Consider the following 17,514-nt stretch of genomic DNA (forward strand, 5'->3'; position numbering starts at 1 on the left):
GTGAGTTTGGCTGAAAAAAACAAATTTAGGCTGAAAAGGGAGTGGTTATGGCTGATAAAAAACAAATTTAGGCTGAAAAGGGAGTGGTTATGGCTGAAAAAATCAAATTTCAGCTTAAAATAAGTAGGTTTAACAGAATAAATTAATATATACATACTTGTTTTACAAAAATTTTGAATAATAAATGAAAAATACCTCTTCTATACGATTGTATCCAATATTGAGTGTATGCTAAGATTAAATGGAATTTTGTAATGAACGGAGGTTTTCCTTTTGACAGCATCAATGAGATTAAGATTCCCAATTTTCAACGTTAATTAAATACGTGGATGTTCTTCTTATAAGAAGAAATGGGATTGGTCTGTCTATTTATTGGAAACCTGAATATATGGTTAATAATAAGAGGGAAGAATACCATATCTTCGCTCTTTTCTCTGCGCCTTAGTAAAGATAGGTAGACTTATTCTAACTAATCAAAATGAATGTGAGGTTTATGAATGAGTACAGTTAATCATAAAGAAAATTGGTATCGGAATATCGTGTTATTTCTTAGTAGCCAGACGATATCTTTGTTTGGATCGTCACTCGTCCAATATGCGATAATGTGGTATATAACGCTAACAACAGAATCTGGTTTAATGATGACAATCTATATTTTATGTGGGTTTCTTCCAACCTTTATTTTATCGCCAATAGCTGGTGTATGGGCAGATCGCTATAACCGGAAACGGCTAATTATGTTATCAGATGGGCTTATTGCTTTTGCTACGTTGGTGTTGGCCATTCTCTTTTTAATAGGATATGATCCAATTTGGCTGCTCTTTGTGATGGCAGCAGTTCGAGCATTTGGAACAGGGATTCAAACACCATCTGTTGGGGCAATATTGCCCCAAATTGTTCCAAAAGATAAGCTGACAAAGGTAAATGGTGTTAATGGGAGCATTCAAGCTATTATTATGTTCATTTCACCGATGGTAAGTGCTGCATTATTAACATTTGCATCTATTGAAACAATCTTTTTCATTGATGTTGTTACAGCAGTGCTTGCGATCATTACCTTGCTTGCCTTTTTAAAGATTCCAGCACATAAAAGGGCAACGGAAACCCAATCGACTAGTTATTTTAGTGATTTTAAAGAAGGACTGAAGTATGTAAATAATCATGCTTTTTTGAAAAAATTCTTTTTCTTTTTTGCGATTTTTTTCGTGCTTATGGCGCCGGCAGCATTCTTGACTCCTTTGCAGGTTACTCGTAGTTTTGGAGAGGATGTCTGGCGATTAACTGCAATAGAAATTGCCTTTTCCATTGGAATGATGATAGGGGGAGGCGTCATTGCATCATGGGGCGGCTTTGAAAATAAAATAAAAACAATGACACTTGCAAGCTGCATGATGGGAGTTTGTACGTTTGCACTTGGGATTATTCCTATGTTTTGGATCTATTTAGTTTTCATGGCCATATTTGGTTTGGCTATGCCAATCTTTAATACGCCAACCACTGTTTTATTGCAGGAAAAAATAGAAGAAGGATTTTTAGGAAGAGTCTTCGGTGTAATGGGAATGATTTCTACTTCTATGATGCCCATTGGAATGCTAATATTCGGTCCAATTGCTGATTTCATGGAAATCGAATGGTTATTAATAGGAACGGGAGTGTTTATCATTATCTTGTCCATTTTCTTAGGAAGAGACAAAGTACTTATGGAGGCAGGAAGGTCTGCTCTTCCGGAATCGCTTCAGAATTAATGGGAATAAAATAAAATTTGAATCCACGAAAAATGATTTAGACTTAGCTAGCGCTTGTTGCATTAGCTAAGTCTTTTTTGCTTTTGTATAACCCAATATAAAGCAATTTTGAAAAAGTTCTTTTTCACAAGGAATGAAATTCACTATTGTTTCTTGTATAATGAATAAATGTATAGGGAACGGTAAAAAATCAGGAAACGTTTAATTGATTTTTAAGCGTCAACGAGGGATAGGAATGAAGAAAAAAAGAAAATCAGCAACGAACACCATTATTATTTTAATAATGGTTATATATTTTGGCTATTTATTTACTAGTAGTACGATTAAACAAAATAATGAACAAAGATTATTGAAGTACTTACCGGATATTTCAAATGAGCTAGAATCAAATGAGTTAAATGCAGAGGAGCTAGCACCAATATTACTTGCAATAATGGATCAAGAAAGTCATGGAAAAGGAAATGATCCGATGCAATCCTCTGAATCAGCAGGCCTGAAAAGAAATGCAATTGAAGACCCTTCAGAAAGTATAAAACAAGGAGTTTTTCATTTTGCTGAAATGTACAAGTATGGCGAGAAACAAGGGGTCGATCTTGAGGCAATTATCCAGAGCTATAATATGGGACCAGGTTATATTGACTTTATTGTCAGTAACAATCTAGTCGAACATAGTGAGGAATCGGCAAAAAACTATTCGGAATATATGGTGGAACGATCACCAACACTTTATACATGTAATAACGACAAGTTCAATTTTAGATACCCATATTGCTATGGGGACTTTACTTATGCAGAAAAAGTCACAGCTAGGGTAGAAGAAATGAGCAGTATGATTGAAGAATATGCTCGAGAATTATAGGAGGAATATAGAAATGAAGCTTTACAAATCGGTACTTGAATTAATAGGCAATACCCCAATTGTTCAATTAAATAAAATCCCTGAAAAAATTGGGGCGGAAGTGTATATAAAGCTAGAATCTTTTAATCCTGGTGGCAGTGTGAAAGACCGTGCCGCTTTAAATATGATTGAAAATGCAGAAAAAGAAGGCAAGCTTATTCCAGGTAAAAGTACCATTATTGAACCAACATCAGGAAACACAGGGATAGGAATAGCAATGGTAGCTGCAGTGAAAGGATACCGTTGCATTATTACGATGCCAGATAATGCAACAAAAGAGCGAGTGCAGATTTTAAAAGCATATGGGGCAGAGGTTCATTTAACACCGGGAAGCAGACGCATGCAAGGAGCGATTGATGAAGCGAATCGTTTAGCAAGTGATATTGCTGATAGCTTCATTCCAATGCAATTTGAAAATCCGGCCAATGCTGATGCCCATCGTGGAACGACAGCTGTGGAAATTAATGAAGCTTTTGATGGAAAGTTAGATGCACTGGTATTGACTGCTGGCACAGGTGGAACGGTTACAGGAGTCGGCGAAGAATTAAAGAAAATGATTCCTGGTATAAAAATATATGTAGTAGAGCCATTCGGTTCTCCAGTTTTATCAGGTGGAAAACCAGGTCCTCATAAAATTCCAGGAACGGGCCCTGGATTCATTCCTAAGATTCTAAATCGTGATATTTTTGATGAAATATTACTAATTAAAGATCCCGATGCGGAAGTAATGGCAAGACGACTTGCAGCAGAAGAAGGCATTTTTGTAGGTGCATCAGGTGCTTCAAGTGCGCATTTTGCTGTGCAAATCGCAAAAGAACTTCCTCCGACAGCTAAAGTGCTTTGCATAGCACCAGATACGGGGGAACGTTATTTATCATCAGATTTGTTTGTTTAAGCGATATTTAAGTGGGTAGTCCTTGTTGGGCTGCCTTTTATTTTTAGAAAAAGGGAATTTGTGATATTGGAGTTAGGCTGAATATGTATGAATCGTTGAATTATCCATCTACTAAGTCCTAAAAGAATAAGCTCCCGTTTAAAACGGAAGCACTCCAATATAGTAGCCAATAATAGTAAAAAGCAGGCACCAAAGGAAGGAACCGATAGAGGCAAAAAGGATATATTTTGATAGATTCATGCCAGATACACCTGAAAAGTAGGAGGTCAATCTTCTAACGCCGGGTATGAAATTAGCAATGATAATTGTCCATGGACCATATTTATCAAACCATTTTTCCACTCTTTCTAATTTTGCAGGAGTAAGCTTTATCCATTTTCCGTGTGTAAGCAGGAATGGTTTGCCTATTTTTCTTCCTAAAGTGTAATTAATAATCATGGCGCTTAGAGCACCAATAAAGCAAATAATATCTGCAAGAAGAAAATTCATCACGGAAATAGAAGTAAGATAACCTACAAAGGTTAATAATGCTTCATCTGGTATAGGAATACCAAGACCACTTAATGCAAAAAGAGCGAATATGGCAATGTACCCATAGTGGGAAATGAAAGGTATAGATGCACTCATTTATTTACTCCGTTCTTTTTCTGTAAACATTCACTCAGGCAAAGCCTCAAGAGTACGCCTTTCTTATCATACAGGGAAAAGAATAAAATTGGGAGGGCTTTTACTTGAAAAATGTTGGAAAGGTTTGGAGCTAAGACGTTATTTCAGAATAGAGACATTCGGTTCTACATACAATCTTCTTTTTCTTTGGCTGTTTTCGTAAAGTTTGTTGCGATTACCCGCAGCCGGAATACACTTCGCTTTCCGTGGGGCTAAGCTTAAGCCTCCTCAGCTTCGCCTCCGGGGTCTCAGACTGTCTCGCTAATCCCACAGGAGTCTTCTGTATTCCGGCTGCTAATTGTTTCCTATTAATTCTTTTTTCCTATTGAAAAAACAACAATTCTTTAGAAAACAGCCTTTTCTTTTCAAAATTACACCTTCACATATTTGAAAAAGTAACCATTATTTACTTTAATGAGCATATCATAAATATGTTGGCACTATCGTTGAAATTACTCCCGTATGATTTGACTTTACACGTTATTTGGATTACTTTAATCACAAATAGAAAATTGTCTGAGGGAAAATGAAAGATTCTAGAAAAGAAAATAAGGAGGTTTTTTGAAAGATGAGAACAACAATTGAAAAAGCACTTTCCTTAGGTTTAGGTTTAGCGATTGCTGGTAAAGAACAAGTAGAGAAAACAGTAGAAGAGTTAGTGAAAAAAGGAGAAGTAAGCAAAAATGAGTCAAAGGATTTAATCAATCACTTGATTCAAAAGGGAGAGGAAATGAAAGGCCAGCTGGAAACAGTTGCAAAAGAAAAGGTTAATGCTGCATATGCAGAAATGAAGTTAGCCACTTTAGATGATGTGAAGAAATTAGAAAAAAGAATAGAGGCATTAGAAAGAAAAAATCTCGACGAATAAAGTGGGTTTGTAAATGGGTGTAAGTAAACGTATTAGACAGATGAAAAGATATCGGAAAATCACGTCTATTCTCGCTCGAAACGGAATAGGCTTCTTTTCTAATAAAATGGGACTGGAGGAGAAGTTTTTTTTTCATAAAGAACATCCTCCTAAAAGTACGGGACGTCGCATCCGCTTAGTTCTAGAAGAACTTGGAACAACATTTATTAAGCTTGGACAAATTGCCAGCACACGTCCTGACTTAATTCCTCCAGAAATCATTAATGAGCTAAAAGATTTGCAAGATCAAGTACCTCCGTTTACATATGGAGAGGCAGTACGGATTTTGGAAGAAGAATTAGGTGATTCTGTAGATCACCTGTTCAAGCATTTTTCTGAGGATCCTCTAGCCGCAGCGTCCATTGGTCAAGTGCATAAAGCTATCCTTAAGGATGGGACAAATGTTGCTGTAAAGATACAACGTCCTAATATTCAGGCAATCATCGAAACAGATTTAGAAATTATTGCTGATTTAGCTCGAATAGCTGAAAATACATGGGCATGGGCGAAGCAATATGGCCTTCGTGAAATAGTCGATGAACTAGCAAAAGGGCTGCTTATTGAACTTAATTATAGTATAGAAGCACGAAATATGGATCGTTTTTTCGAGCAGAATAAATCGTTGGGCTATGTTGTTATTCCCTCTGTCTATTGGGATTATTCCACAAAGAAAGTATTGACGATGGATTATATAGAGGGAATAAAGTTATCTGATTACAATCGCTTAGATGAAGCAGGAATCAATCGTGAATTACTTGCTGAAAGGTTAGCATACACGATATTCTACCAGATTTTAGAAGTCGGTCATTTCCATGCAGATCCTCATCCTGGAAATGTTCTTGCACTCCAGGATGGGAGAATCGTTTTATTAGATTTTGGAATGGTAGGACAACTTTCATCTTATACGAAAAAGAATTTTGCCTCTTTTGTGGTCGCTCTTCGCAATAAAAGCACGAAAGGAATCATCCGCGCTATTTCTGATTTAGGAATGATTCCTGAGAATGTGGATATAAAAAAATTAACGGCTGATGTAGAGGAAATGCGCGATAAATATTATGATATTCCCTTGCAAGATGTAAGCGTTGGGGAAGCAATTAATGATTTATTTTTCATTGCATTCCGTCACAATATCCGAATCCCATCGGAGTTAACGCTTTTAGGTAAGTCATTGATGACAATGGAGGGAGTAGTCGTTGCACTAGATCCTACTTTTAGCGTATTTGATGTGGCTGAACCTATTGGTAAGAAGCTTTTCTTAGATAAACTTAAGCCTTGGAAAATAATTAAAAGCATTGCGGAAGAGATTCCAGAATATTTTGCTTCTCTTAAAGATATTCCGTTAACTGCTAAACAGTTTATGGGAATTCTACGAAAAGGAAAAGTAGAAGTAGAATTTACATCACCACAATTGGAATTATTAATGAAAAAGATGGATCGATTTAGCAACCAGATAGCTTTTAGTATTGTTTTACTTGCTCTAAGTATTGTTATGGTTGGTTTAATTATTGGTGTTGCTCTTAGTGGGGTACAAACAATTCTCTGGAAATTTCCGATTATTGAAATCGGCTTTTCGATTGCGATGCTAATGGTTGCCTGGCTTATTTATTCGATTTTTCGTTCTGGCAGGTTTTAGCTATGAGAACCTTCCCATTTATACTAAATTAAAAAGTGCCAAAGACTCTTTAAAGAGTTTTTGACACTTTTTTTATGGATGAAAGGAAGTATTTCTCTACCTAAACGGATGCCATACGTTTTTCTTAATAGTTATCCTTTTTCATGGCGATAAATAAGAAGATAACTACCTCCACCAAGTATTAATAATAAGGATCCAAACAGTAAGAAGGAATAATTAGTTGTTGCTGTATCAGGTAGTTGGTTTCCTGTTGCTGTAACCTCTAAAGAATCATCTGTAGCGTCATTCCCTTGGGAATCTTCAAGGGAATTTATGGCATCGTCTGCAACATTTTCATTATTCTTACCTGGTCCGACTTCCGAATTTCCCTCATCTTCATCTATTGACTCAGCTGGCACTTCTTCCATATCATTCTCGTCAGGTGTATCTACTGGTGTTTCATCTTCAGCTACTTGTTTCTCTTTTACAGTAATACTTGCTTCGATTCGATTTTTGGTATCTTTTGTTTCTACTAGTATAGAAGCTGATCCTTCCGCAATTCCAGTTACTAATCCTTCTTCATTTACGGTAGCGACATCTGTATTAGAGCTAGTCCAAATTAGTTCTATACTATCCGTAGTATTCTCTGGGAGAATGGATGCTTCTAACTGGAAGGTCTGTCCAACTTCTATGCTGATAGTTGTTTGATTCAGTTCAATCGACTCGATTGGAAACAAAGGATCAACTTGGTATTCATTAACAGCAACCGTACCACTTACTTCATTCCCAACTAATACCAATGGTTTCTTAGTGGGACTGTCTTCTGCCGGAATAAAGGCAAGGCCTTCTGGACCAACGTCACCACTGATAGCATTTGAAAAATCTCTTGTATTAATATAATTAGCGAATGTTGCATTTGATGGATTTGTGATATTGTACGTCATGACACCACTAATACGTTCTAAGCCAATAAATGCATAAAGATCGTTGCCAATCGTTCCTACTTTTACATCTTCTGGTTCAGGGCCTTTTTTGGCACTTCTTTTTTCAAATACATCATCATCGTTTGACCAGTTGAAATAGTCTGGATATCGCTCTGCTGTAATCTTTTCGAATTCACTTCCACTATCAAATACTAGTTCCATTGTGTCAGCATTCCAAATCGAGAAAGAACGTCCACCTAGAGTATAGATTGCATCGTTTCCGCGGTCTGTCAGTACTTCTAATTTGTCATAATCACCAGAGTTTTTCATCTGTTCAAATGCTGCTTCTGCCTCTTCTTTAGTAAATCCTTTAAATAGAGAAGAATCTAGTTGGATTGAATCTTTGACCTTTTTGAAATCTTCTATGTTAACAAATTCTTCCCATTCTGTTGCATCGCCTTCATTTGCTGTCAATAAATAAGTAGTGCCATCCTTTTCAACTACCTCAATCGAATCTGGCATATACACGCCTAATATTGGTAAGGATTCGATTTCAATTTTATCGTTTCTTGCTGCATCCAAACCATTTTCCGGTAATGAATGATCTTTGAATCCTAATGACTTTACAGAAAGAACTTTGCCTGTTTCTACATTAATTCTTGCAATGCCATTATTTTCTTGGAGAGATATGAATGCTGTTTTGCCATCCGTAGAAAGTCCGATATATTCAGGCTCTAAATCTCGAACTGCATCAGCTAGAGTACCATTGTTCCGGATATGTACATCCGAATCTATTACTGTAGTATCATCAAATAGAATGGTATTTGCTTGTTTCTTTTCATAGTTAATAATTGTAACAGAGCCTTCTGGATCAACACCATTTTCTAAGCCTAATCTTGGTTCTCCTTCATTTGCAGATAGAATATACTTGCCGTCTTTTGATATAACGACATTATCAGGCTGAATACCAGCTTCAAATGTATGTAGGATATTCCCCTCATAATCCATGATAACGATACGTCCATTTTTGGAATAATTTTCATCTTGAACTGCTGCTGCGACAATTTGTTTCTCCGTATTAATGTCAATGCTAGTTAAATCCCCATATTGAAAGCTATCACTGTTAAGTAGTTCTGCTATATTAATAGATTTCTCTTTGGACAAATGTTGAAGTGTATTGGATTCTAAAGATGATAAATCTACAATATCAATTGTTTGTTGCTTTCCATTAATAACATAGAATTTATGAATATCTGGGTTGTACTTTACAATTTCCGCTACACCACCATCTTTATCTGATAATCCAGTACTGTAAGAGGCAATTTTACTAACATTGATTGAATCTGAAAAGGTTGCAGCGCTTACAGAAGATGGGGCGGCGATATAGTTAGATAAACCAAGTAAGCATGTAACTGATAAAGCACTAATCATTTTTGTGAATGTATTCTTCATTTTCTCCTCCTCATAAATTGTAGATATTTGTAGTACATACTTTGTATAGTAAAGGGTAATTTTTGGATGGTGATGTCAGAATTGTAATTTTATTGTTTAGAATAGGTAAAGATAATAAGGATTATCCGGAAATATTTGGATGTTTGCTGTGTGCGTTCAGATTGGTATAGGTAAACAATAAAAAAAACAGGAGGAGTGTGCAAATGAAAGCTGTCACTTTTCAAGGAACAAAGGATGTTCAAGTTAAACAAGTGGAAGATGCAAAGCTCCAAAAGAAAGACGATATTGTTGTGCGAATTACCTCAACAGCTATTTGTGGTTCAGATTTACATATATATAAAGGAGCTTTACCAACTGAAAAAGACTATGTAATCGGACATGAGCCAATGGGGATTGTAGAAGAGGTAGGTCCAGAAGTAACAAGAGTTAAAAAAGGAGATCGGGTAGTGCTCCCATTTAATATTGCTTGTGGACATTGTTATTATTGTGAACATGATATGGAAAGCCAGTGTGATAATGCAAATCCTAATAAGGATATTGCCGATACAGGAGCCTATTTTGGTTTCACAGAGCGATATGGTGATTATCAAGGAGGACAAGCTGAATTATTACGTGTCCCATATGGAAATTTTGTGCCCTTTGTTATCCCAGAGTCCTGTGAATTAGAGGATGAAGCCCTGCTATTTATGTCTGATGTGCTTCCAACTGCTTATTGGAGTGTTGAAAATGCGGGGGTAAAGGATGGCGATACAGTTGTTGTATTGGGCTGTGGTCCTGTGGGGTTAATGACCCAAAAATTTGCTTGGATGAAAGGGGCAAAGCGAGTTATTGCCGTTGATAATATTCCTTACCGCCTAAACCATGCCAAAAAAATGAATCAAGTAGAAATTGTTAATTTCGATAATCATGAGGATACAGGTAACTATATCAAGGAATTGTCTTCTGGAGGTGCAGATGTAGTAATAGATTGTGTAGGGATGGACGGAAAGAAAACGCCAATGGAAGCAATCGGGCAAAAATTAAAACTTCAAGGAGGAACACTCAGCGCTATTGAAATTGGTATGAATGCAGTGCGCAAATTCGGAACGATGCAATTAACAGGAGTTTATGGCTCGAAATATAATATGTTTCCATTAGGAACTATTTTTGAGCGCAACATTACAGTTAAAACTGGACAAGCGCCAGTTATTCATTATATGCCAATGTTATTTGATTGGATTACGAATGGGAAAATCGATCCAACGGAAATCATTACACATCGCATTTCTTTAGATGATGCAAGTAATGCCTACCAGATGTTTAATGATCATGAGGATAAAGTGATTAAGGTTATCCTTAAACCATAATTGTGAAAAAGCCATCGAACGAGTTCGGTGGTTTTCACATGTTTAGTCTGCAGCTAAATATATGGCAATTTATCGACGATTTGTCTCTATCCATATGTTTCTACTATAAAAACCTTTATAATATACATGTATATTAGCTGATAGAGAGGGAAGTTTTCGATGAGAAAATACTCTAAGATGATAAAACCCTTTGATATTATAATGGTCGTTATCCTCCTAGTCATTTCATTTGTCCCAATGGCCGTATTTGCGATGAATCAAAGTAAGGAAGAAGAAGGAAATAAAGTCATCGCCATTATTACACAGGACGGCAAAGTCATTCGTGAAGTAGACTTAACTGGACATACGGAAAATGAGCAATTCATGATTAAAGGAAAAGGCAAACAATATAATCTAATTGAAGTGGAGAACGAGCAAATTAGAATTAAAGAAGATAATAGTCCAGACCAGATTGGAGTAAAGATGGGGTGGAAAGGCATACCTGGCCAAACCATTATTTGCTTGCCACATAAAGTGTTAATAGAAATTGTCGCAGAAAAACCAGAAGAGATGGAAGAGGATGGACTAATCTTATCTCATTGATTTTTAACATATTTTCAATCGTATTGTTTTCACTAAAAGAGCATGGAAATTATTTGAAATAAATAATTTCCATGCTCTTTATCCTTTTTCCATTTCCTTTACCTTATCTAAAATAGTAATCGTATCAATTAAATGATTGTTAAAGATTTTTTTTGCAACAGATAGAAGTTCAATGATTGCTGGGTCTCTTAGAGAATAAATGACTCGGTTTCCTTCTTTGTTCCCAATAACAATATTTTTAGTACGGAGGATACTTAATTGCTGTGACACAGCTGAACCTTCCAGCTCTAAAAGCTCGAGAATTTCATTCACACTTTTATCGCCTTGTGCCAAAATTTCTAATATTTTGATTCGTAAAGGATGGGCTAGTGCTTTAAAAAAATCTGCTTTAAATTGTTGAATATCTAGATTCAAATGCCTTCCTCCCTTTCTTCACTTACTTCCATGCTATCGCTGTTTTCTTTTTTATTTCCTGTTCTTGTTGATTGGAAAATGTTTCGCATTCATGAAAAGCAAAATGTTTACAGCCTTCACATTGCTGCTTATTAACAATGAGTAAGCTATAGTCAATCGCATCACCTGTATGCATAAAGAAATGCTTTTCTCCAATTTTTTCATATAAGCCGGTTTTCCGAAGGATGCTTTCTGGCTGAGGATTCATTCCACAGATTAAAACCTTGCCATGCTTGGAAAAGCTTTGAATAATATTGGCGAAATATGCCTCTCCAGTTAAATCCATGAATGGAACCTTCCCCATCCGCAAAATTAATATTTCAGGAGTGCGATGAATGGAGCGCAACAGGGTTTGTTCAAATGCTTGGGCAGCCCCAAAAAATAATGGTCCCTCTACATCGAAAATACTGATTTGCGGACAACCATGTGATCGTTTTTGATCGATTTTTTCTAATTTATTTGAATCACTAGGTAGTAGTTGAGATGTTTTCATTATATCACTCATCCGTTTAGTAAAGATAATGATAGCCAAAAACAAGCCGATTTCTACTGCTGTTGTTAAGTCAAAAAAGACGGTTAGCAGAAAAGTAACGCTTAAAACAAGGGAATCTCCGGTTTTTGTTTGGAGAATCATTCGAAATGATTTCTGTTCACTCATATTCCACGCTACTACCATTAATAAGGGAGCCATGCTTGCGAGCGGAATTCTGCCTGCAAAAGGTGCAAGAACTAATAAAATGATAAGGACTACAATCCCATGAATGATTCCAGAAAGAGGGGAAACCGCGCCGCTCTTTATATTTGTGGCAGTACGGGCAATTGCGCCAGTAGCTGGAATGCCTCCAAATAAAGGTGCAATCATATTAGCGATTCCTTGTCCGATTAATTCTTTATTACTATTATGCTTGTTGTTTGTCATACCATCTGCCACAACAGCAGATAACAGGGATTCAATGGCACCAAGAATGGCAATGACAAAAGCAGGTTGGATTAGTAATGTAACCCTGTCCCAAGTTATAGCAGGAAGGTGGAAGGATGGTAATGTATTTGGAATACCACCATATACCGAATCTATAGTCGCAATTTCACTAGGATAAAAAATAGTTGCAATAATGGTAGAAATAACTAATCCCATTAATGGTCCCGGAAGTTTTGGAAATATTTTTGGCGACAAAAGAAGGATCACAAGGCAAATAATAGCTGTAAGAATACTATAAGGAGTAACTGTATCGAAATGCTGGAATATTTCTCCCATATTAAGAAGAAAGGCTTCATGGTTTTCTATATCCTGCAGGCCTAAAAAATTTGGGATCTGGCCAGTGAAAATGATTACTGCGATTCCAGAGGTAAAGCCAATGGTGACAGATCTCGGAATATATTTAATAAGGGAACCAAGCCTAAATACGCCAAATAAAACTAAAATAATGCCAGCTAAAAACCCGGCAATTAATAGATTTTCAAAACCATAACTGAGGACGATGCCAAGCACGATAGGGATAAAAGCACCAGTAGGACCACCAATTTGAAACTTCGATCCTCCAAATAAAGAAATAAGAATTCCGGCGATTATGGTTGTATAAATTCCATATTCAGGATTTACACCAGATGCAATCGCAAAAGCCATCCCTAGAGGAATGGCAATAATACCAACAATGATGCCAGATGTAATATCTTTTCTAAAAGATGCAAACGAGTAATTTTCAAATCGATTATCATTCCAATTCCATTTCATAGTAGCCCTTCTTCTTTTGAATATTTATATATCTGATTATTTGAATATACTATTAGAATTTACGCCTTGTATGGGAAAAAGTCAAAGTGATTTTTGTGAACTTTTTTGTGTGTTTTATGAGGGGGGATTTTTTTAGGGATGGGTTTGGATCATAAATGCGATGGAGGCATTAAATTCAACTATATCACGTACTACTACTCATTAAAAATGTCCTAAATATAAAAATACATATATACTAATACCATAATGAAGCTAAAAAACCGATACAACAATGGGATGCATCGGTTTTTTGTATTTTCCTTATTCTTCATCCATAAATGGTTTATTTACATAATAGTACATAACGCCCATGAATCCGACTCCGCCTATTAAATTTCCTACTGTTACAGGAATTAAATTGCGAATAATTGCTGGAATCGTAATGGCTGGGTTTTGATCTAGTACATAAGAAATAGAGAATGTTGCCATATTGGCAATGCTATGTTCGTAGCCTGAAATAAAGAAACAGAATACGAATAAAATCATGACAGTAATTTTTGCAATATCTTCTTTTAAAGCCATAGGGATAAAGAAAGCTAAACAGACAAGCCAGTTACATAAAATGCCTCGAAAGAAAAGTTCACTTATGGGTGCTTCCAATTTAGCTTGTGCTGCATGAAGCAAATAGTCATTTACACTAGGAGACTTGAATAACCCCGTTAACAAGATGAAGATGGCAAAGAAAATGGCTCCAATAATGTTACCTGCATAGCTTGTTCCCCAAATTTTAAAGACATCTGACCATCTTATTTTTTTTCTTAATGCTGCATAAGTATAATAAAAGGTGTTCCCTGTAAATAAATCTCCGCCACCATAGGCGATTAGAATAATAGCTGCCCCGAATACTAAAGCTGCCATTGGATAGGCAAGCGGTGATTCCACTGCATAAAAGAAATTACCAGTTTTAAATGCAACAATGACACCAAAGCCAATAAACATACTTGCGACAACGGCACGCATAAAAAAGCGAAACTTACTTTTTTTATAGATTTTTAATTTTTTTAAGGCTAATTTTTCTACTTCGTGAAGTGATGCGCCTTCCATTGTTAATCCTCCTGAATAAGGTTTTCTTGTTTACCACTGTAGTTATGTTTCTTACCCTATTATTATCATGTTGATTCTTTATTAGGTCAATAATATTTTGTGAAAAAAATCACAATAATATTGTTTATTCGAAATTTGTTCACAATTTAATCAACTTTGCAATTATTTCTTTATTATTTCCAAAAGTACCACTTTAAAATATACAAATAATATACAAGACTTTTCTGAAAATACAGTAAATAAGCATTGTTAAAGACAGAAAAAACAGATAAATATCGTATAATATCAACATGGAATAATTTGTCGAAGAATTCATGTTATATTTTCTTACAAATGTATAGACTTTATATTTATTCAATCATAAAATAGAAGATGGAAACTAAAAAGGGAGTGAAGAGCTCATGACTTCAGCATATCGCATTTCGATGCTTGTAAACGATCAGCCGGGAGTTCTGGCTCGTATATCCAGCTTATTTGGAACGCATCATGTAAATATTGAAGATATAAAAACCAAAAATTATAAAAGAGAAGCAACAACAAGAATACAAATTTCTAGCTCTGCAGAAGAGAAGCAAGTACAAACTCTTTTAATAGGATTACAAGGATTAATGGATGTAGTGGAAGTAGATGCAGATGCCATCCATAAATCAGCTTTTCAACAAAAGCTGATTCAAAGTACAGACACGATTCAGGTACTAAGAGAGCAAAAAACTTTAAGCAAAAAAATATCTTACTGGCTCGTAGCCTGCAGTTTGTTTTTAACCTTATTTGGAACGAACATACCAGCTTCTCTTTATTCACTTTATCGTGCGGAATGGGGACTTACGTCTGGGATGATTACCCTTGTGTTTGCCATTTACGCTTTTACTGTTATCCCTGCAATTGTCATTGCCGGACAATTATCTGATCAGATTGGGAAAAAGAAAGTGTTAATCCCAGGAATTTTCTTCTCGCTGATAGGAACCTTTTGTTTTACCATTGCAAATGGTTTGGTAATGCTTCTTCTCGGTCGATTATTCCAAGGTTTGTCTGTTGGTATTTTAAATGGAGTAGCAGTGGCTGCTTTAACCGAACTTGATGAGAAGAAAAATACGAAAAAGACTGCTTTAATATGTGCCCTTGCCGTCACACTCGGCAATGCATTTGGGCCAATTCTCTCCGGATTACTAGGGGATTTTGCTCCAATCCCATTAAGATTATCTTACTATGTGCATTTATTATTTATTATTCCGTGTTTTATCCTACTGTTTTTCCTAAATGAAAATATTAGACCAGGTTTGAAGCCTGTTCAATTAAAGAAGCCATTTGTACCAAAAGAAATCATGAAGCCTTTCCTGTTAGCTTCCCTTACTTCTTTTGTTGCATGGTCGATTATAAGTATGTTTATGTCTTTAATCCCTTCTAATCTGTCTAGTTTTACAACAGTTACTAGTTTAACGATATCAGGAATTGTAGTAGCACTCGGATTAATTGCTGCAGCATTAAATCAAATTTTACTAAAACAACTATCATTAATGAAATTGATTACAATCGGTTATGCCTTTCTTGCAGTGGGACTTGTGCTTCTAGTAATAACAATCTATACACAATCCCTAACATTATTGCTGATTTCAGCCGTACTTATAGGGGGAGGGAATGGACCCGCATATGCTGGAAGCTTAGCACTAGTAAATGAAGTTGCTCCAAGTAAAACAAAAGGAAATATTGTCTCAACTTTCTTTGTTATTACTTATCTTGGCGTGAGTCTTCCAGTAATCGGTCTTGGGTATTTATCACAGGCGTTTGGAGTTGCTGGGGCAGTTACCACATATGTACTAATTATGGGAACTCTCATATTGCTTATTTCCGGATTTGCTTGGAAAGAAAGAAAAACCATTTTTACAAAATAAAGATTGTCCAAAGATCAGTATTCCTTTTTGAAAGGAAGGCTGATCTTTTTTTGGTGAAGGAAAGTAAAAGAAATGTAAAGAATCAAAAAAAGTAATAATAAATATTAGACAGTTGAATAAAATGATGATGTAGTATTTTAAAAAATAAGTCTTTGGGAAGGGAATCTGCTTAGATATTTCCATAGTTATTAAATTGGAAGGCCCCATAGACAGAGACGATCTAGGAGGCTAAAGTGAATATTTATAAAAAGACAGTAGATTCCCTGAACCAATGAAAAAATGAATAGATAATGTGATAGATAAAAAAACAAAAAAAATGTCGAAAAGAGGTTGCTTTTTTTACACTATGGCTATATAATAAAAAACGTGTTAAAAATAAGTAAAAAAAATGAATAAATGCGGGTGTAGTTTAATGGTAAAACCTCAGCCTTCCAAGCTGATGTCGTGGGTTCGATTCCCATCACCCGCTCCATACATAAGCTCACAACGCAGTGTTTCGTTTCACTAAGAACGAAGTATTGCGTTTTTTATATTTTACGAGAGAACAAAAAAAATAAACCTAGTGAGGAGAGTATCTAACTTTAGAAACTCTCCTCATTAGGTTTATTCTACAATGGAAAACGAAGCTTCTCCTCCATGAACTTGCACAAACATGTTAAGTAAGGATTCTACCATTTGTTCTGCCTTTTCTCTTTCAATGGATGGGGAAAGATAGACAATTTGAATGGCATTTTTCGTAGATGATTGGACAGGGGCTCTGTCTGAATCGACAAAAGGGCTGCCAAATGGACCTAGTTCATCCTCTGATACAATTAAATTTTCGATTGAATTCATTCTTCCGTTAAGCCCAGCATATTGTTCACCATCTTTTCCAATCCGGATGTTTATAGTACCTTGAAGATTGGCACAATCATAAATACCGATAGGAACAGCATATTGAAGGGAAAAGAAGTTGTTAATATCAATACTGCTATTAATTGGCTGCAAGTAATTTTGTTTTTTGATTCGTCTAAGAAGACTTTCTGCCGAATGACGATAGCGATTTGGATCTTTGCCTGTTTTTTTGAAGATTTGTCTCCATTCCTTTACAGAAGAAATATCGGTAATATTACTATCTTCCAAATCAAAAAAAATAGACTCTTGAAAAAGTCGCATGCGTCCCTTAATCATTTGGGGCGTGTCCATTACTTCCATCCCTTGATAGTAAATAAAGCCAATCTTAAAATTAGGAATTAATTGTTTAATCTGTTCTGATATAGAAATATCCAATATATACACCTCCACTATAGTTGTTGTCTATGTTATCCTATATTTTAGCGTAATCTATATAA

14 protein-coding genes and 1 tRNA gene are annotated in these 17,514 nt (G+C 35.7%); 9 read left to right on the forward strand and 6 right to left on the reverse strand.

Translation table 11 applies throughout. The features are described from left to right. The first annotated feature begins 497 nt into the window (after positions 1-497). From ADJ83_RS07040 to cysK, 3 genes are all read left to right on the forward strand, one after another. Complete coding sequence (locus tag ADJ83_RS07040) at positions 498-1,745, forward strand: MFS transporter (protein WP_031535807.1); 1,248 nt, start codon at positions 498-500, stop codon at positions 1,743-1,745. A gap of 235 nt (positions 1,746-1,980) precedes the next feature. Next, positions 1,981-2,604 carry a lysozyme family protein gene (locus ADJ83_RS07045; RefSeq protein ID WP_048717342.1) on the forward strand — a complete coding sequence of 208 codons (624 nt, stop codon included), beginning with the start codon at positions 1,981-1,983 and terminating at the stop codon, positions 2,602-2,604. A 13-nt stretch (positions 2,605-2,617) separates the two neighbouring features. Then, a complete protein-coding gene (gene cysK / locus ADJ83_RS07050; protein WP_031535803.1) occupies positions 2,618-3,538 on the forward strand; it encodes a cysteine synthase A in 921 nt (306 codons plus the stop codon). 138 nt (positions 3,539-3,676) lie between these two features. Here cysK and ADJ83_RS07055 read toward each other — a convergent pair whose 3' ends face one another. Continuing rightward, the gene (locus ADJ83_RS07055; RefSeq protein ID WP_031535801.1) at positions 3,677-4,165 is read right to left on the reverse strand and encodes a DedA family protein; all 489 of its coding nucleotides are present in this window, start codon (positions 4,163-4,165) and stop codon (positions 3,677-3,679) included. Positions 4,166-4,772: 607 nt separating this feature from the next. Between ADJ83_RS07055 and ADJ83_RS07060 the strand changes: the two genes are divergently transcribed. Together ADJ83_RS07060 and ADJ83_RS07065 are read left to right on the forward strand one after the other, a co-directional pair. Then, positions 4,773-5,072, forward strand: a complete 300-nt coding sequence (locus ADJ83_RS07060) for a phasin family protein (protein WP_031535798.1) — start codon at positions 4,773-4,775, stop codon at positions 5,070-5,072. A 13-nt stretch (positions 5,073-5,085) separates the two neighbouring features. Next, positions 5,086-6,744 (forward strand): ABC1 kinase family protein, encoded by a 1,659-nt coding sequence (locus ADJ83_RS07065; protein WP_048717313.1) that lies wholly within the window; start codon positions 5,086-5,088, stop codon positions 6,742-6,744. A 131-nt stretch (positions 6,745-6,875) separates the two neighbouring features. Here ADJ83_RS07065 and ADJ83_RS07070 read toward each other — a convergent pair whose 3' ends face one another. After that, entirely contained in the window at positions 6,876-9,098 is a 2,223-nt protein-coding gene (locus tag ADJ83_RS07070; protein WP_048717315.1) for a choice-of-anchor I family protein, read from the reverse strand. A 203-nt stretch (positions 9,099-9,301) separates the two neighbouring features. Between ADJ83_RS07070 and ADJ83_RS07075 the strand changes: the two genes are divergently transcribed. Together ADJ83_RS07075 and ADJ83_RS07080 are read left to right on the forward strand one after the other, a co-directional pair. After that, entirely contained in the window at positions 9,302-10,444 is a 1,143-nt protein-coding gene (locus tag ADJ83_RS07075) for a zinc-dependent alcohol dehydrogenase (protein WP_031535791.1), read from the forward strand. A gap of 159 nt (positions 10,445-10,603) precedes the next feature. Continuing rightward, entirely contained in the window at positions 10,604-11,026 is a 423-nt protein-coding gene (locus tag ADJ83_RS07080; RefSeq protein ID WP_048717317.1) for a NusG domain II-containing protein, read from the forward strand. 78 nt (positions 11,027-11,104) lie between these two features. On the opposite strand, the gene ADJ83_RS07085 is transcribed toward ADJ83_RS07080, so the two are convergent. The 3 genes from ADJ83_RS07085 to ADJ83_RS07095 all read right to left on the reverse strand — a co-directional run bounded on the left by ADJ83_RS07085 (position 11,105) and on the right by ADJ83_RS07095 (position 14,294). Beyond that, positions 11,105-11,440 carry an ArsR/SmtB family transcription factor gene (locus ADJ83_RS07085; RefSeq protein WP_031535787.1) on the reverse strand — a complete coding sequence of 112 codons (336 nt, stop codon included), beginning with the start codon at positions 11,438-11,440 and terminating at the stop codon, positions 11,105-11,107. A 22-nt stretch (positions 11,441-11,462) separates the two neighbouring features. Next, positions 11,463-13,211 (reverse strand): SulP family inorganic anion transporter, encoded by a 1,749-nt coding sequence (locus ADJ83_RS07090; protein WP_048717319.1) that lies wholly within the window; start codon positions 13,209-13,211, stop codon positions 11,463-11,465. A 300-nt stretch (positions 13,212-13,511) separates the two neighbouring features. Continuing rightward, positions 13,512-14,294, reverse strand: a complete 783-nt coding sequence (locus ADJ83_RS07095) for a formate/nitrite transporter family protein (RefSeq protein ID WP_048717321.1) — start codon at positions 14,292-14,294, stop codon at positions 13,512-13,514. Between the two features lie 401 nt (positions 14,295-14,695). On the opposite strand from ADJ83_RS07095, the gene ADJ83_RS07100 reads away from it, so the two are divergent. Together ADJ83_RS07100 and ADJ83_RS07105 are read left to right on the forward strand one after the other, a co-directional pair. Then, on the forward strand, positions 14,696-16,183 hold the full coding sequence (locus ADJ83_RS07100; protein ID WP_048717323.1) for an MFS transporter: 1,488 nt from the start codon (positions 14,696-14,698) through the stop codon (positions 16,181-16,183). A 398-nt stretch (positions 16,184-16,581) separates the two neighbouring features. Continuing rightward, a tRNA-Gly gene (locus tag ADJ83_RS07105) sits at positions 16,582-16,655 on the forward strand. 131 nt (positions 16,656-16,786) lie between these two features. Here ADJ83_RS07105 and ADJ83_RS07110 read toward each other — a convergent pair. Then, a complete protein-coding gene (locus ADJ83_RS07110) occupies positions 16,787-17,452 on the reverse strand; it encodes a B3/4 domain-containing protein (protein WP_048717325.1) in 666 nt (221 codons plus the stop codon). Between the last annotated feature and the right edge of the window lie 62 nt (positions 17,453-17,514).

It is taken from the genome of Bacillus sp. 522_BSPC (assembly GCF_001076885.1).
Taxonomy (GTDB): Bacteria; Bacillota; Bacilli; order Bacillales; family Cytobacillaceae; genus Niallia; species Niallia hominis.

What these genes read in the sequence shown, in the direction of transcription:
- ADJ83_RS07045 (WP_048717342.1), top strand. Translation starts at nt 1,981, where the DNA reads ATGAAGAAAAAAAGAAAATCAGCAACGAACACCATTATTATTTTAATA.
- ADJ83_RS07060 (WP_031535798.1), top strand. Translation starts at nt 4,773, where the DNA reads ATGAGAACAACAATTGAAAAAGCACTTTCCTTAGGTTTAGGTTTAGCG.
- ADJ83_RS07070 (WP_048717315.1), bottom strand. Translation starts at nt 9,098, where the DNA reads ATGAAGAATACATTCACAAAAATGATTAGTGCTTTATCAGTTACATGC.
- ADJ83_RS07080 (WP_048717317.1), top strand. Translation starts at nt 10,604, where the DNA reads ATGAGAAAATACTCTAAGATGATAAAACCCTTTGATATTATAATGGTC.
- ADJ83_RS07065 (WP_048717313.1), top strand. Translation starts at nt 5,086, where the DNA reads ATGGGTGTAAGTAAACGTATTAGACAGATGAAAAGATATCGGAAAATC.
- ADJ83_RS07040 (WP_031535807.1), top strand. Translation starts at nt 498, where the DNA reads ATGAGTACAGTTAATCATAAAGAAAATTGGTATCGGAATATCGTGTTA.
- ADJ83_RS07075 (WP_031535791.1), top strand. Translation starts at nt 9,302, where the DNA reads ATGAAAGCTGTCACTTTTCAAGGAACAAAGGATGTTCAAGTTAAACAA.
- ADJ83_RS07095 (WP_048717321.1), bottom strand. Translation starts at nt 14,294, where the DNA reads ATGGAAGGCGCATCACTTCACGAAGTAGAAAAATTAGCCTTAAAAAAA.
- ADJ83_RS07100 (WP_048717323.1), top strand. Translation starts at nt 14,696, where the DNA reads ATGACTTCAGCATATCGCATTTCGATGCTTGTAAACGATCAGCCGGGA.
- ADJ83_RS07055 (WP_031535801.1), bottom strand. Translation starts at nt 4,165, where the DNA reads ATGAGTGCATCTATACCTTTCATTTCCCACTATGGGTACATTGCCATA.
- ADJ83_RS07090 (WP_048717319.1), bottom strand. Translation starts at nt 13,211, where the DNA reads ATGAAATGGAATTGGAATGATAATCGATTTGAAAATTACTCGTTTGCA.
- cysK (WP_031535803.1), top strand. Translation starts at nt 2,618, where the DNA reads ATGAAGCTTTACAAATCGGTACTTGAATTAATAGGCAATACCCCAATT.